Consider the following 15,732-nt stretch of genomic DNA (forward strand, 5'->3'; position numbering starts at 1 on the left):
TTGACTTACGTCAAATTCTCCCCTCCCCGCACGCGGGGAGGGGCTGGGGGTGGGGTGTTAGGAACTTTTGCAAGAGGTCTGATGAAGACAGTTTATCAAATGTTTTATAACTAATCGAACGTCATCTACACTGAGCAGCAAGCAATAATTGACGAGATGATCACAACTAGCCTCCAATATGAAAAAATCTGATAATATTTTAATTTATGCAACACAATGCCTTTTCTCATCTGAATAAATTCAATAACACAATTAAGTGAATTGCTTTAACCAGATTTTTGATGATCATCTGTTACACATTTAGCTTGCATTATTAATACCTTAAATATTTTTCAAAATAAACTGCAAGTAGTATGAGTGTTTACATTTCTGTTGAATTACAAAATAAAATTTGCAAAATCAAATGCTGAACTGGAAAAAATCGCGATCGCAGATTCTGCTAATGTATGCGCTATTGGGAGCGATCGCACTGCTGATGCTCTTTCCTTTACTATGGCTAATTAGCACATCCTTAAAATCGCCTACGGAAAATATTTTTCAGTCGCCGCCACAGTTATTGCCTGCGTCACCAACACTAAATAACTTCTCTAGTGTGTGGAACTCTCTACCTTTTGGACAATACCTGTATAACAGTACTTTGGTGTCAGTGCTGACTGTGGGCTTAAATGTGCTATTTTGCGCTTTAGCTGCCTATCCGTTGGCAAGATTGTCGTTTGTGGGGCGAGACTGGATTTTTGTAGCGATCGTCTCCACGATTATGATTCCTTTCCAAATCGTGATGATTCCCCTGTATATTTTGACAGTCCAGTTGGGTTTGACAAATAGTTATTTGGGAATGATTTTTCCGAGTTTAGCTTCTGCCTTTGGTATTTTTCTGTTGCGCCAAGCTTTCATGAGTGTCCCCAAAGAGATAGAAGAAGCCGCCCGGATGGATGGCAGTTCGGAGTTAGGTTTGTGGTGGCATATTATGTTACCAGCAGTTCGCCCAGCACTGGTAACTTTAGCTATTTTCGTATTCATTGGTGCTTGGAGTGACTTTTTGTGGCCTTTAATTGTCATCCAAGACGAAAATTTATACACTCTTCCCTTGGGAGTCGCAAAGCTAGTAGGGACATTTTCCCTTGACTGGCGGTTGGTAGCTGCTGGTTCAGTAATTGCGATCGCCCCAGTATTATTACTATTCTTATTTTTACAACGTTACATTGTACCCACAGAAACTGGTAGCGGCGTAAAGGGTTAAAAATCTCTCTCCCAATGCCCAATGCCCAATGCCCAATTCAATAAGCACCAGTCTTTTTCAATACTACCCAGATAGTTTTAATAATCAGACTTAGGTCATAAGTTACAGACCACTTCTGCTGATAATCTATATCCATCTTGACAATGGTTTCAAAGTCTGTAATACTGCATCGTCCATTAGCCTGCCATTCTCCGGTAATGCCTGCTTTGACTCGCAATCTATCCCAGTGGTGTAGATCGTAATGGCTGACTTCATCAAGAGTAGGTGGACGAGTACCAACTAAACTCATGTCGCCTAACAAAACATTCCAAAATTGGGGTAATTCGTCCAAGCTAGTACGCCGCAAAAACTTACCCACAGGAGTAATGCGAGGATCGTCAACAGATTTAAAGATGTGACCTTTGGCTTGGTTTTCAACCAAATGCTTGAGTTTATCAGCATCGACGATCATGGAGCGGAATTTCCACATGCGGAAAGTTTTTCCGTTCAAACCACAGCGAATTTGGGAATAAAATATTGGACTTGGCTCATCTATAAAGGTAACAATTACTACGGGAATTGCTACTATAAATGTAATAATCAGCCCCACAATGGCTCCAACAATGTCAATTAATCGTTTTCTGACGCTTAAAGTTGACGGGTGTAAAGGCTGTTCCGAGGAATTAACTGAATAAAGATAAAGATTATTCACAATGGCTAACTTATCTACAACAGGACTTTTTGTATTAGTAGTGTAGACATGGACATAATTTTTAGGGGATTTTTACGTGTTTTGTCACTCCTACTGAGTGTTAACATAGACAAAATTTAAACAATATAAAAACCCAAAACCCAAAGTTTACAGAATCTTTCAATTAAGATGATAGATTATAAATTTACAGTATTTTTTATATCAAATAAAAAAGATACGACTCTACTATGCTAGAAATCGCAAAAATTACACGAAAGAAACGGGAGAATAAGCGCCCCTGAGAAACAGCAACATAGTTGCGCCTTTGGTACTAAAGGTGCGGGGATGAAAAACGACTCGGCTTTCCTTCAAAAGAAGGGCAATACCATTTTAGATTTTAGATTTTGGATTGTGAAACATCCATTGGATAAGTGTTTCAGCTTTTCATCTGTCGCAATCATTTTTCAAATTGGTATAAGGACTTTAACTTTAGTGCTTACTACAAACTCTTCATTACTTGCTTGACAAAGTAGTAGTAGTATGCTTATTTACAGCGTGATGTTCTAGTCTCAACGATGAACCTCTAAGTCGAAATTCACCGTATATGGTTCCTCCAGTGATTGCTGATTACTAGCCTTGATCGCATCTAAATAGCGACGCAAAGACAAAAGTTGTTGGGAATTAGGACGATAAGTGAGACTCCCTTGTTTTTCAAAAAGTGGTGCTGTGGCGATCGCCTGATAGTCGGGATTTTGTTGCGAACTCTGGGTAAGCCAAGCTGAGTCTGTGACTGAAGGTATCAAGCCTGAAGGCAGTTCACCTTCTAAAAAAGCTAGCAGGCGTTCCTGACAAGTGCGAGTATTGATCCCACGACCTTCAAATAACTGGATAACTTCACCGAAAGATAAGGGTCGATCTGGTAGCAGCCGCAGCAATTCTGTAAATAGGAAATAATCAGTGTATTGTTGCCTGGGTATATCTAATATCTGGGGATGTAAAGGCAGCATTGCCAAACCATAGGCAACCCGACTGCAATTAGGAGCGCCGTTTTCGCCAAGATATAAATCTTGGATAATCTTAGCGTTGGGGAGTTTTTGCCGTAGCCATCGGTTCACCGTCCCCACACAAGCCACCCCACCAGTCAGGATAGCTTGATTAATTGCTTCTGTAGGGATGCCACGAGCTACCAATAATTTGTTGAGTTCTCGGTTGATGCGGCGCACAAAGGGGATAAATACTTGGCTTTCTAAATCTCGTCGCTGCAAAATCCACTGCTGATCGGCCAATTCCAGGGTAAAAGAATCTTGGTGTTGCAAAATCAACTTTAGGGCTAGTGCCGCATCTAATACCGCCTGTCCCAGTAGAGAACTTTCTAGACGTTGCTGGAGGCGAATCCGAGCGATAATATCTGGTTCTCCGACTCTGGGTAGTTCTAATTCTTCCAACCCTAAACTCTGCCAACGCATTTGGTCTAAACCCGGAATTGAGGGTTGCCATTGCCAAGGATTAGTGGTAATAATTTGGCGATCGCTTGGTGTTTCGGGGCGTGATTGCCGAGATTTAGGTGGCAATAGCAGCTGGCAGATAATATCTTGTTCAATTCCCTTGCCACCATAAGCAAAACTGTGGAGCATGAAATCATTGTATGTCAATTGCAGTAAGGTTTCTGGGAGATCGACCAGCAACATTTCTGTGGCAGCTGTTCCAATATTCATCACCAGGGTATTGCCAACAATCGGATGTTCACTGGTTTTTGCCGGATGATCACCTTGACTATCGCTTAATTTTACTTGCTCACCGTTCCCAGCATCGAGTTCTGGGAGTAGACTAGCGATCGCTTCTTCCACAAAAAAGACTTGCTGCGGATGTTGAATCAGTTTGCTAGTGAGTAAAGCTTCGCGCACGTTAAAGCGGTATTGTTCCGACCAGCTAGATGGACAGGTACAAATTACACCAGCAATATTACTGATAATCTGCGGAAAATTTTCTTCGCTGATCCCCACAGCAGCAACCATTAAACTAGGTGTAGTACTTGTTTGGTCAGATTTGAGGGTTAATAGTAGTTTAGAGAGCGATCGCACAACCCAAATCAAAGGTCCTGCCGAAAATTCATTTAATTGCAAAACAGGTTCCCATTTTTGCCGTTCACTCTTGTAGGGAATAGCTACTTGTAAATAGGGCTTCAACTGCGCCGAGTAGAGATTATTTGTCGTCGGTTCTACTGTTGATCTCGATGTTGCAGAACTGGTGGCCGAGTGGTCAGGGGCTTTATCTTGGGCAACAGCCGCAGGTGCTATCTGTTCATGTGCTTCGATACTTTCATTTTCACTCTGGGGTATAGAAGCTGTAGGCAGATAAACCTCTGTTGGTAAACGAAATGATTGCTGAAAGGAACTTGTTCCCGGCGGATTTTCTGCTGACCAGTAGATAGGATGTACAACAAAAGTTGAGCGATTTAATAATGCGGCAGAAATTCCTGTTGTACCTAAATCAATTCCTAAATACCAAACTGATTCTAGAAGATTGAGCGAAACTTCTGGATTATTTATGGAGTTGGAAATTGAAGATAAAGAACTTTCGGGAACAGGAGTTATGACTTCCTTTTGTTCAGTTTCTACCTGGGGAAGAGTAGTTGAAATATTCTCTACTATTTGGAGATTTTCTGTTTGCCGTTCCGGGGAACTTGTAGGGATTGTATCTTGAGTGTTACTAATTAGTTCCGAGAAAATATTCAAGTTAGCATCTGGCTGTAACTCCGAATTTAGCTGCCGATCAAAATTAGCCAAATCTCGATCTAATTGCTGCAACTGTTCTTCGTCTAAAGAAATATCAGGTACGACTGGAGACTGGTTTGACTCAACAGAAAGCAAGTTTTCTTGGGGTGAAGCAGTAATGTAGTTATCTGAAGAAGGTTCTGGCTGATCATCGTTAATTAATACTTCCGATGTGGCGATACCTTCGCTAGGCGTCTCTACCAGAGGTTGCGCGTAGCTCGCTGGCTCGTAGGGGTATGCGATCGCAATTTCTGCTACTTCTGGAGTAACTGGTGCTGTAGTTGTAGGATTATCCCCAGAAGATGATACTTCCAACAGTTGCTGCTCACTACCTGTGTCAGGCAATAGGTCAGTTAGGATATTAATTGTATCAACATTAGCTGGCTGAGTGTCGAATTGCACCGGGAAACTGTCTGTTTGTGGCGTAAACAAGCTAACAAGCGAATTTTGGTCAGTATCCTCTTGAAAAAATAGTTCTGACTGTGGCTCTGATGATGAATCTCTGCTTTCTACTAAAGTCTCTTGGGTTGAAAGATCCATATCTAGTATTGAAGGTACAGGTGTGCCCTCAGCGATGTTCAGCGTTGAGGGGGAGGCTGTAGAAGCAGATAAGTCAACATCGAGGCTGGAATTATTAACATCATCAGTACCAAACAAACTAGCGTAAAGTTGGTCTACTTCATCACCAATTAACGCAGAAATATCTTGCGGTAATTCCGTCGCGGTTTCAGAAGATTGAGAGGAGTGTAAACCAACCTGCAACAGCGCTGCATCTAAATCTTCTGTGAGGGTAGTCTCCTGTTGCTCAGAATTAATTGTGAGTGAAGATGAAGTTTCTGGCTGTATAAAGTCCAAGGGATGGGGCGCAACTTCAAGCAATGATGGTGGTGTCTCAGATTCTACCCCCAGCAAAGATGACTGGGAACTAGGGGATTGTTGCTGTAAATTCTGAGTCAAATTGTTGAAAAAGCTGGCCATCACCTGTTCGCCTTGCATCCCCTTGCTATGCATTCTTGCCACAGCTTGCGACAGAGATTCATAATAAGTATTAATGTTGCGCTGTAGCGCATCAAAGACTACATTCACCGTCCCATCTAGTGATAATAGGCGTTGATCCAACTCCCTGGCTAGCTGGGTTAACTGCTCCGCACCCTCTGGTGATTCTAAAAAATGTTGAGTTGCAGAGGTTGCGTGATTAGTTACTCCTGAAGAACTGGCGGAATTTTCCCCCGTCTGTGCTACCAGTGGCGTTAAAGTTGGCACAAGACGACTCATGAGTACCTGTAAAAACTCGGTAATCATCTGATCCTGGTTTGTCAACTGCTGCGCTAAGGAGAAGTTTTGCAATCGCCTTTGCTCTAACTGCCGAATTTCTTGTATGAGAGTGGCTCTTTCTTGCAATAGCCCTTCTAATTCCGATCGCAATGGCTCAATCAATCTCGAAAATTCACTTTTTAATTGTTCTGCTCCAACAGTACTCTGTTCCTGGCTGGGTTCAAGCGGCGGTAGAGGATACTGGTTATTACCATGATCAATAAGTTTTGTTAAGGAAGGCGAACGCAATTCTTCAGAAGACTGATTTGGGATGCCGCTCTCTAATGCTTCTTTTTCTTGTAACCTCACCAAGAAGCTGCGAATTCGTTCTAAAACTTCTTTAGGCTCTTGCGCCTGACCAGACAGAAATCTAGACAAGCGCTTGCCACCGTTGGCAAGTAAGTTGTCAATGTCTGCGATCAGCTTTTGAATTTCATCTGCACTGAAAGTCACTTTTCTTACCTTATCTAGAAATTTATGTCAAATAATGTGACAATTACTTTACAATCACGTTCGCGCAGCCTCGACCATGGGAGAAGTTTTGAGTGGCAAAAGCCACTGCTAGAACTTGTAACTGTCATTATGTTATGGATTAGTGGGAGTCGTGGCAATCTTCAGTCAGCGTTTGTTTAAAAAGCTTAGTTTTGCAGCTCATTGGTTGCCTATTTTGGAAAATTACTAAAATACCTGAGCAATAATTTACTCACTTTAGTATCATTGATGTTGTTTGCCTATATTCTTAACTAACCCCTAAGCAATACAACCGCCGACTATAAACTACTTTTTGCAAAACTTTACCCCATTTAAACTTATAGGTAAAGATTATTTAGAAAAACGTTCTTGTCGTTTTCTTATGTAGCATAGTTTAGTTTTCTTTTTGAAAGGGAGCTATGCAATGATAGCTTAGGCTAAAAATGGCGCTCTTGGGGACTGACAAATAAAAAAATACTCAACTACTTCTTGTGGGGTGGGCATCTTGCCCGCTCATAGCCAAAGGCTCTCGTGTCGCCCACCCCACAAGATTGAATAATTTATTTATTGGAAGTCCCTTGTTTGTTGTGTGTATATAGCAGCTTGAATAAAAATGTCGTAATGGAAGACCGATATAGCTTGCAAGCACAGGCTAATCCCTGGATGATCAACTCGGCTCCCTTTTTTCAAGGGTTGCCAGAAGCTGCTGTGGAATCAGCCCTGATCCATCTTGTCACCCGCACTCACCCAGCCAATCAGGTGATTCTGCTGGAAAATGACTGGGGCGGTTCTGTGTATTTTATTCTGGACGGATGGGTAAAAATTCGCACCTACAATCTGGAAGGAAAAGAGGTAACGCTGAATATTCTTGGCAAAGGGGAATTGTTTGGTGAAATGGCGGCGCTAGATGAAGTACCTCGATCTACAGATGTGATTACCTTAGCCGCAACAGTAATTGGGAGTATGCCTGCTCAAGATTTTGTCAAGTTGCTTCAGATAGAACCCTTAGCGGGAGTTCGATTAGCGCAACTAATGGCGCGACGTTTGCGGCAAGTAAATCGGCGATTGCGGTTGCGGGAATCTGATAGCCAGTCACGGGTAGCAGATACGTTGCTATTTTTAGCAGAAGGACAGGGAAAAAAAGGGCAAACAGGAACCGAAATACCCAATTTACCTCATCGGGAATTGAGTAGTTTGAGCGGACTGGCGCGGGAAACCGTGACACGAGTGTTGACAAGGCTAGAAAAAAAAGGCTTGATTAAACGGGATCAAGATACTGTTTGTATTCCCGATTTGTCAGCCTTGGAAAGAATGATCGTTTAAGAACTTGTCAGATATGAGTATTTTAGATTCTCTGCCAGATGAGCCGGAGAAAGATCCATCGCCTAAATCTCCAACTCCCCACAATCATTGGTTAGACAAAGAACAGCAGTTAATGCCTCCTCAAGTCAAGGCTGATGCACCTTTGAGGATGGTAGAAACGGCATTTTTAGCGAGTACCGCTAGCTTGATTTGGTTTATTAATTTCTACTTTCCCTTGGGGCCAGTTTTGCGGATATTTTTTCCGGTACCGATCGCACTAGTTTATTTGCGTTGGGGCAAACGTGCGGCATGGATGGCGGCACTCACCTGCGGGTTACTGCTGACGGTACTGATGGGGCCGTCTCGCAGTTTACTGTTTGTCATGCCCTACGGGTTTATGGGCGTGCTTTTGGGGGCGGCGTGGTATCGTCGTGTTCCCTGGATTGTTTCTATTACCTTGGGTACGCTGTTGGGTACTTTGGGAGTCTTTTTTCAGCTGTGGTTGCTGTCTGTTTTGTCCGGTCAAGACCTGTGGATTTATGGAATTACCCAGGCAACTGAGATCCTTGAGTGGGTATTTTTTAACTTGAGTTTATTAGCGAGTCCCAGTGTGTTTTTGATTCAAGTGAGTGCGATCGCTTTAATTCTACTCAACAACTTTATCTACCTTTTTGTAGTACACCTGGCAGCATGGTTCCTTTTCGACCGCTTGGGGAATCCCATTCCCCGTCCCCCACGCTGGGTACAAGTCCTTATGGATTATGAAGGTTAGTCATTAGTATTTCGTTAAATGATGAGTCCTAGCTAATCAGCAATGCCCCATGCCCAATACTTCGGCTTCGCCCAGTAGAAGTGCCCAAATTCGGATTTATACCCAAAAAGAACAGGGTGAAGAATGGCTACGACGGTATCGTGGTTATCTACCCATATTTGCTTGTGTTTTAGGATTTACTGAAACTGGTTTAATTCCAGGAATTTCAGCCGCTGGTCGCACCCCAGAGGATCGAAAATATACCGCTTGTGCCGATGCCGAGTTTTTGTATTACGGCGCAGAACATAAAGCCCAATATCCCCTACCACCATTAGCGGCTGGGGCTTCACCTGTGCTAATTTCTCGCGCTGTCTTTGAGTCGCTAAAAATACCAGTTCATTTGTTTAATGCTGGTTTACCCCAGCCTCCTGCTGTGCCAGTAATTGATTTGGGTGGCGCTGCCGCTAAGTGTTTAAGTGGAGGTGCTGCTATGGAAATCACAACGGTACACCACTTGTTTAAACAAGGGCTACTTTGGGGAGAACGCCTTGCTGCCAATATCCAACAGGGGTATCTGATTCTCGGTGAGTGCGTCGTTGGAGGTACCACAACAGCCCTGGCAATCTTAACTGGTTTAGGTATAGATGCTGCCGGAAAAGTTAACAGTAGCCACCCTGTTTGTAACCACGCGCAAAAGTGGGACTTAGTGCAAACGGGACTGGAGAAGATGATGGGGAGTAGGGAGCCGGGCGAGATAAACTTCCAATATCAAAGCCAAAATTCCGTTGATCCTTTACAACTCGTTGCCGGCGTGGGTGATCCGATGCAAGTGGTGGTAGCTGGAATGGCGATCGCAGCTAGTCGTAGTTGTGGTGTAATGCTGGCTGGTGGGACGCAAATGTTGGCGGTTTATGCACTGGTGAGTGCGATCGCTCAAGCTTACACTTTATCATGGCGACCAGAGGCAGTAGTTGTCGGTACAACTCGCTGGGTGGCAGAAGACCCCACTGGCGCTACAGTTGACTTAGCCCTCAGTTTAGGAAAAGGCAGCTTAACTCAGAGTGGAGGAACCCCTCCCCTATTAGCAACTCATCTGAGCTTTGCTGATTCTCGTTATCCCCAATTGAGAGCTTATGAGCAGGGCTTTGTCAAAGAAGGCATGGGTGCTGGAGCCGCTTGCATAGCCGCCCATCTTAGCCAAGATTGGCAGCAACACCAACTTTTGGCAGCCATTGAAGCCCAACTTCAACGGCTAAGTACAGCATTTGATTAAGTTGTAGTAACATTGTGTGCCTACGTCTGCGCCCTTACGCTGCGGATCGCGCCGCCCCTATGGGTTTAAATTTCAACCCTCAATTCACTACAATTATACGCAAAGCTTTACTTAGCCAAATAATCAAAAATCTCAAATTTAAAATCAATGGATCGACGGTCTTTTTTGCTAGGCACAAGCACATTGGCACTTTCACAACTGCTTTTTGGCTGTGGTGGAAAGAACCAGAGGCAACTAAAAGTACAGTTATTAAAAGGTTCTATACCTGGTCAGGTGGTGAATCAGTTCCACAAAGGTTTGCAGCAACAGGTGCAGTTAAAGTTTGCTCCAGTTGAGCAGATACAGGATTTATTTCAGCAATTACAAAATTGGCAGCAGAAACCAAAAGTCACCGATGAGCAGGAATGGACGCAGTTTATACCCTTTATACGTCGCTTTATACCCTTTATACAAGATCAAAAAACGGCTGAGGCAGACCTAGTGACATTGGGCGATTACTGGCTAAAAGCAGCTATTGAGCAGAAATTGATTCAACCACTCCAAGAGGTAGAGGGAAACCAATTAAAGCAGTGGTCTGTTTTAGATGAAAGCTGGAAGAAATTAGTAACGCGGAACGACCAAGGTAACTTGGACACTCAAGGGAAGGTGTGGGGTGCGCCTTACCGTTGGGGTAGCACGGTAATTGTTTATAACCGTGACAAGTTGCGAAAATTGGGATGGACGCCCAAAGATTGGAGTGATTTATGGCGAGATGGAATGCAGCAGCACATTTCCCTACTTAATCAACCACGAGAAGTTATTGGTCTGGTCTTAAAGAAGCTAGGAAAATCTTACAATACAGAGAATCTTGACCAAGTACCTGACTTGGAAAAAGAATTACAGACATTAAACCAACAGGTGAAGTTTTACAGTTCCAATAACTACTTGCAACCTCTAATTATGGGAGACACTTGGCTAGCCGTTGGTTGGTCAAGTGATGTGCTGCCAGTTCTGGGACGTTATCCACAACTTGCAGCAGTTATCCCCCAGTCAGGAACAGCAATCTGGGCAGACTTGTGGGTACGTCCGGCAGGTATTACTACGAATACTTTATCAACTCAATGGATTGATTTTTGTTGGCAACGAAGCACAGCTAAACAAATTTCGCTGCTGACCAAAAGTAATTCGCCAATTTCTAGAGATATTGTCGCTTCGGATATCGAAGAACCATTATGGAGCCTGTTGGAGAGCAATCGCCAAATTTTCAATAAAAGTGAATTTTTGCTTCCCTTACCCCCATCAGTAATAAAACAATACGAGTCTTTATTCGCCAAAATTAAGGTTTAATTGGGCATTGAGCAAAACAGTTGCTCTTTTCCGAGTTTCCAGTCCTGAGTAAACAAGTAAGACTCCCCACTCCCAAATCAACTGGCTGAAATTTCCAGAGGTAGTTTTAATACATTGGCAACCATAGCAATCAATTTAGTGGGGTCAATTGGCTTAGATAAATGCTGCTGAAACCCTGCTCTTAGGGCTTCTAGGCGGTCTTCCTCTCGCGTGTATGCTGTTAAAGCGATCGCTGGGATACGTCCGCCTTTTTCTGGTTCCAAAGACCGCAGTTTCCGAATCAGCGTATAACCATCTTGCTCTGACATGCCGATGTCGCTAATTAGGATATCTAGTTTTGCTTGTTCAACTACTGCTAGCGCTTCATCAACTGATGCTACCGCAGTGGCGATCGCTCCATACTCCTCAAACATAAAACTGAGAAAGTTACGGGTATCTGCTTCATCATCTACAACTAAAACTCTTAATCCTGCAAGGGGTGTCGATGGCACAGGGGAAGAAATCTGTCCTGCTTCTCCATTCCACCTGCTACCCCGATTGTCTTGTAGCAGTGGCAGTCTGACAGTAAAGGTTGCTCCTTGTCCAGTGCCTAAACTTTGGGCAAAAATTGTACCTTTGTGCAGTTCCACTAGATGACGGACGATCGCTAACCCTAGTCCTAGTCCATTGTGCGATCGCGTTGTGGTGCTGTCTGCTTGCCGGAAACGCTCAAATACTTTAGGTAAAAACTCGGAACTGATGCCAATGCCCGTATCAATAACTTGAATTTGGGCGTATCTGTGAGTTGTTTGTTGTCCTTCACCACAGACTACTGACAGATTCACTTCTACCTTGCCACCTTTGGGGGTAAACTTAATCGCATTAGTTAGTAAGTTCCAGACAACTTGCTGTAAACGGGCTGGATCGCCATAAACTGACCCTACCGAAGTATCCAGGACAGTATTTAACTTAATATCTTTTGCTTCTGCTAGGGGACGCACTGCTTCTAAGGCTGCCTCCATGACTGTGATCAGATTCACAGCAGCTACATTTAACCGCAACTGACCCCGGATAATTCGGGATACATCTAAGATATCCTCAATTAGTTGCATCTGAGATATCGCATTGCGTTCGATTGCTTCCAAGGCGCGGGCAGTGGCTTTATCATCAAGTTTCTTAGAGCGGAGGATTTTTGACCAGCCCAGCATTGAGGTTAGGGGTGTGCGGAGTTCGTGGGAGAGAACGGCGAGAAACTCATCTTTCATCCGATTTGCTGCTTCTGCTTCGGCCCTTGCCGTCTGTTCTCGAATCACTTGAGCGCGGACATCTTCTGCTTGTTTGCGTTCAGTAATATCTTCGAGAGTGCCGACATATCCCAGCAATTCTCCTTGACCGGAAAGCATTGGTGATGAGCGAACCTGAACCCAACGGATGCTACCGTCAGCAGTTTGAAAGCGAAACTCTTCGGAGTAGTCACGACTTTGACGAATGTAGTTAGACCAACTGCTAACTGCTCGTTCTCGATCTTCTGGATGAACTGATTCTAGCCATCTTTTTTCTAAACTCTCTGCCGCTTGCAAACCACAAATTGCCTGATAGCGGGGATTCGTATACCTACATCCTCCTTCAGTATCAATTTCAAAAATGCCAACGGGTGAACAAGTACTCAGCGATCGCAATCGTTCTTCACTTTGCCTGAGCTCTGCATTCACGGCTACCAGTTGCGCGGCTTGTTGCTTGACGGCTTCTGTTTTCTTAAATAGTTCTACGAATACTGTGACTTTAGAAGTCAAAATATTCGGGTCTAATGGTTTGAGCAAATAATCAACTGCACCCAAGGCATAGCCTTTAAACAGCATTTGGTCGCTGGTGCTAAAGGCGGTGAGAAAGATAATTGGAGTGTGACGCGATCGCCCCCGATTGCGAATCAACGTAGCAGTTTCAAAGCCATCCATCCCTGGCATTTGCACATCCAGCAAAATCACCGCAAAGTCTTGATTTAGCAGACACCTCAAAGCTTCTTCCCCAGAAGTAGCTCTCACCAGATTCTCCCCTAGTTTTTCTAGGATTGCTTCTAGTGCTAGCAAATTTTCTAGTTTATCATCCACTAGGAGGATGTTTACTTTCGGTTCCATCTGCATGGTTTATTTCCGTGATGAGTGACAAAGCTTGACCATTTGGGAAGCAATGTTTGAGAGTGTCAAAATCCAGTCTACTGCAACAGCAGAAATTGCTGCCTCTGGCATAACATTGCACTCAGATGTGGCAGGTTCTTGGACAATAGTCAATCCTCCCCGTGCTTTTATTTTCTTCAGACCTTGCATACCATCTTGATTTGCCCCTGTCAATATTACACCAATAACTTGCTCAGTGTAGACATCGGCTGCTGACTCAAACAGCACATCGATAGATGGTCTGGCATAGGAAACAGGCTGATCAGTCGAAAGAGCAAAGTGATCTAGTTCAACTAGTAAGTGATAATCTGCTGGAGCTAGGTAGATATGTCCTGATAGTATTTCGTCTTTGTCTTCCACTTCTCGAATCGGCAACAAACTGGATTCTTGTAATAACTCCTGGAGTGTGTTATTAGACTCCTTGTGACGGTGTTGTACGATTGCGATCGGCACTAAAAAGTCTGCTGGTAAGTTCCCCAGGATAATTTTTAATGCTGATAATCCGCCCAAAGAAGTACCAATCACCACAATTTTAAACGACACTTGTTTAGTTCTCCCACCTGTAGAATGTGGGTTTCAATCTTAGAGGATGTTTTAAAAGTATTGGCCGAATATAATTTGTCACTACACAAAACTTAGTTAAACTCCGTAGAATAAGAGAAAATCAAGAGTTTTTAACCCATGCAGGCGGTCACTGAGCTTGCTTGCCCTGAGCCCTTCGCGCACCGTCTCGTAGAGAAGGGTCGAAGTGTGGGTTTTGTATTTCGACTGCGCTCAACACAAGTCTGTATAGCCGCGATTTTTAATCGCCCGGTCTAGAGACTTTCCAAACATCCTTTTAGTATGACTTAATGGCTGATAAAATCCTTTCAGCATTCTCCATCACCACAGCTACTAACTTACCTTGATTCGCTTTTATACCAACTACTCAAAATTATATATTTTTGTCATTTGGATCACAATTCAATATTTTATCATTGTAAAGTACTTGGCATTAAAATATTATATTTAGGCTTTTTAAAATATTTATTAATGCCAGAATCGATACATTGTGAAAATATTTTTTTGCTAAATAACTTACTTTTAAAAGTTTAATTTTTATTGCTTTGACAATTCATAAAAATTTACTTAAGCTAAAAGATAGGTTAAGCAAATCAACAAAGGACAGCGATTTAGTTTAGCTACATCAAAAATTGCTGTTACAGACTATTGACATGAGAAAATTAATCGCAACCGAAGTTATTCAATCTAGGCAAGCTTACTATATTTGTCTACAAAAAGCTAAGACATAATTAAGCATATTGCACGGCGCAGATATTGAACAGATTCTGGTCAATTATGGATGGATACTTGTGGTGAGGTTAGTGAGTATCCATAAATCATTAAAGTTTCACTAACGATTTTAGATTTGCGACTTTGAATTTTGGATTAGGGTCTTCTGGTTTATATCTCGTCAGGGACGGAATAAATCTAAAATCCAAGATTGATTGACCAAAGTGCGGTAGATATGTCCAGGAGAATACAATGCTTGAGTATTTTACATCTTTGAACGACCACAATTTACCCTATCCAGATACGATTCATCCCATCCTTGTCCACTTCGTAATTGCGATGGTATTGTTTTCTTTTTTCTGCGATGTAGTTGGCTATTTTACTGGTAAAGCCAGTCTTTTTGAGGTGAGTTGGTGGAATATGTTAGTTGCCACGATCGCTATCTTCGCCGCGATCATTTTTGGTCAGTTTGAAGCGGGTTTAGCACAGCCTTACACCCTAGCTAAATCGGCGCTGAATTTGCATACGCTGATTGGTTGGTCGCTTTCGGGAATCATCACCGCAATTACAGCTTGGCGTTATGTAATTCGTAGCCGCAACCCGCAAAAAGTACCAATTTATTATTTGGGAGCCGGACTAGTTTTAATCCTGATAGTTGGCTTGCAGGTATATCTCGGAGATCAACTTGTTTGGGTATATGGATTGCATACAGTGCCAGTTGTAGAAGCACTAAAGGATGGTGTGTTGCGATGAACTCAGAATTAATTGACCAATTGACCGGCTCTTTAGGCGCAAACGGATTACCTTACACAATTCCCATTCATCCCAACTTAGTCCATCTCACCTTGGGTTTATTCATCATTGGGATTACCTTCGATATCGTTGGTGTTCTGTTCCCCTTTGAAAAATGGGTCTTCAAATTTTTGGCAATTACTGTGGAACGTGACAAATTATTTGATGTTGGCTGGTACAACATGCTAGCTGCCAGCATCATTACATTTTTCACCGTGGCAGCAGGCTTTTACGAAATGCTTTTAGCAGCACCACCAGCTGATATGAAGAGTGCTTGGGGATTACAAGCAATGCAAACCATGATTTGGCATGGTGTAGGTGGTGTGTTGTTATTAGCGCTGATTGTTGGCATGACCATCTGGAGAGGATGGCAGCGCTTCGTTTGGGGCAAACA

11 protein-coding genes are annotated in these 15,732 nt (G+C 43.1%); 7 read left to right on the forward strand and 4 right to left on the reverse strand.

Annotation, left to right across the window (positions count from 1 at the left end; all coding sequences use genetic code 11):
* Positions 1 to 403 precede the first annotated feature (403 nt).
* Positions 404 to 1,240, forward strand: coding sequence for a carbohydrate ABC transporter permease (locus tag HWQ38_RS20720; RefSeq protein WP_292797166.1), 837 nt, complete (start codon positions 404 to 406; stop codon positions 1,238 to 1,240).
* Positions 1,241 to 1,277: 37 nt separating this feature from the next.
* Here HWQ38_RS20720 and HWQ38_RS20725 read toward each other — a convergent pair whose 3' ends face one another.
* Both HWQ38_RS20725 and HWQ38_RS20730 read right to left on the reverse strand, forming a co-directional pair.
* Positions 1,278 to 1,931 carry a sugar transferase gene (locus HWQ38_RS20725; RefSeq protein ID WP_292797169.1) on the reverse strand — a complete coding sequence of 218 codons (654 nt, stop codon included), beginning with the start codon at positions 1,929 to 1,931 and terminating at the stop codon, positions 1,278 to 1,280.
* Positions 1,932 to 2,479: 548 nt separating this feature from the next.
* A complete protein-coding gene (locus HWQ38_RS20730) occupies positions 2,480 to 6,451 on the reverse strand; it encodes a hypothetical protein (protein WP_292797171.1) in 3,972 nt (1,323 codons plus the stop codon).
* 639 nt (positions 6,452 to 7,090) lie between these two features.
* On the opposite strand from HWQ38_RS20730, the gene HWQ38_RS20735 reads away from it, so the two are divergent.
* From HWQ38_RS20735 to HWQ38_RS20750, 4 genes are all read left to right on the forward strand, one after another.
* Positions 7,091 to 7,792, forward strand: coding sequence for a Crp/Fnr family transcriptional regulator (locus HWQ38_RS20735; RefSeq protein WP_292797207.1), 702 nt, complete (start codon positions 7,091 to 7,093; stop codon positions 7,790 to 7,792).
* 13 nt (positions 7,793 to 7,805) lie between these two features.
* Positions 7,806 to 8,543 (forward strand): DUF2232 domain-containing protein, encoded by a 738-nt coding sequence (locus tag HWQ38_RS20740; protein WP_292797173.1) that lies wholly within the window; start codon positions 7,806 to 7,808, stop codon positions 8,541 to 8,543.
* A gap of 49 nt (positions 8,544 to 8,592) precedes the next feature.
* Positions 8,593 to 9,795, forward strand: coding sequence for a nicotinate mononucleotide-dependent phosphoribosyltransferase CobT (cobT, locus tag HWQ38_RS20745; RefSeq protein ID WP_292797175.1), 1,203 nt, complete (start codon positions 8,593 to 8,595; stop codon positions 9,793 to 9,795).
* A gap of 147 nt (positions 9,796 to 9,942) precedes the next feature.
* Positions 9,943 to 11,121: an extracellular solute-binding protein gene (locus HWQ38_RS20750; protein ID WP_292797177.1), complete on the forward strand. Its 1,179-nt coding sequence runs from the start codon at positions 9,943 to 9,945 to the stop codon at positions 11,119 to 11,121.
* Positions 11,122 to 11,198: 77 nt separating this feature from the next.
* On the opposite strand, the gene HWQ38_RS20755 is transcribed toward HWQ38_RS20750, so the two are convergent.
* Together HWQ38_RS20755 and HWQ38_RS20760 are read right to left on the reverse strand one after the other, a co-directional pair.
* Entirely contained in the window at positions 11,199 to 13,241 is a 2,043-nt protein-coding gene (locus HWQ38_RS20755; RefSeq protein WP_292797179.1) for a response regulator, read from the reverse strand.
* A gap of 3 nt (positions 13,242 to 13,244) precedes the next feature.
* A complete protein-coding gene (locus HWQ38_RS20760) occupies positions 13,245 to 13,817 on the reverse strand; it encodes a chemotaxis protein CheB (protein ID WP_292797181.1) in 573 nt (190 codons plus the stop codon).
* Positions 13,818 to 14,798: 981 nt separating this feature from the next.
* Here HWQ38_RS20760 and HWQ38_RS20765 point away from each other — a divergent pair.
* Together HWQ38_RS20765 and HWQ38_RS20770 are read left to right on the forward strand one after the other, a co-directional pair.
* Positions 14,799 to 15,299, forward strand: a complete 501-nt coding sequence (locus HWQ38_RS20765; protein WP_292797184.1) for a DUF2231 domain-containing protein — start codon at positions 14,799 to 14,801, stop codon at positions 15,297 to 15,299.
* A partial coding sequence (locus HWQ38_RS20770) for a DUF2231 domain-containing protein (RefSeq protein ID WP_292797186.1) occupies positions 15,296 to 15,732 on the forward strand: 437 nt, incomplete at its 3' end. The genes HWQ38_RS20765 and HWQ38_RS20770, both read left to right, overlap by 4 nt.

It is taken from the genome of Nostoc sp. NMS7, from assembly GCF_017115085.1.
In the GTDB taxonomy this organism is placed as follows: Bacteria; Cyanobacteriota; Cyanobacteriia; order Cyanobacteriales; family Nostocaceae; genus Nostoc.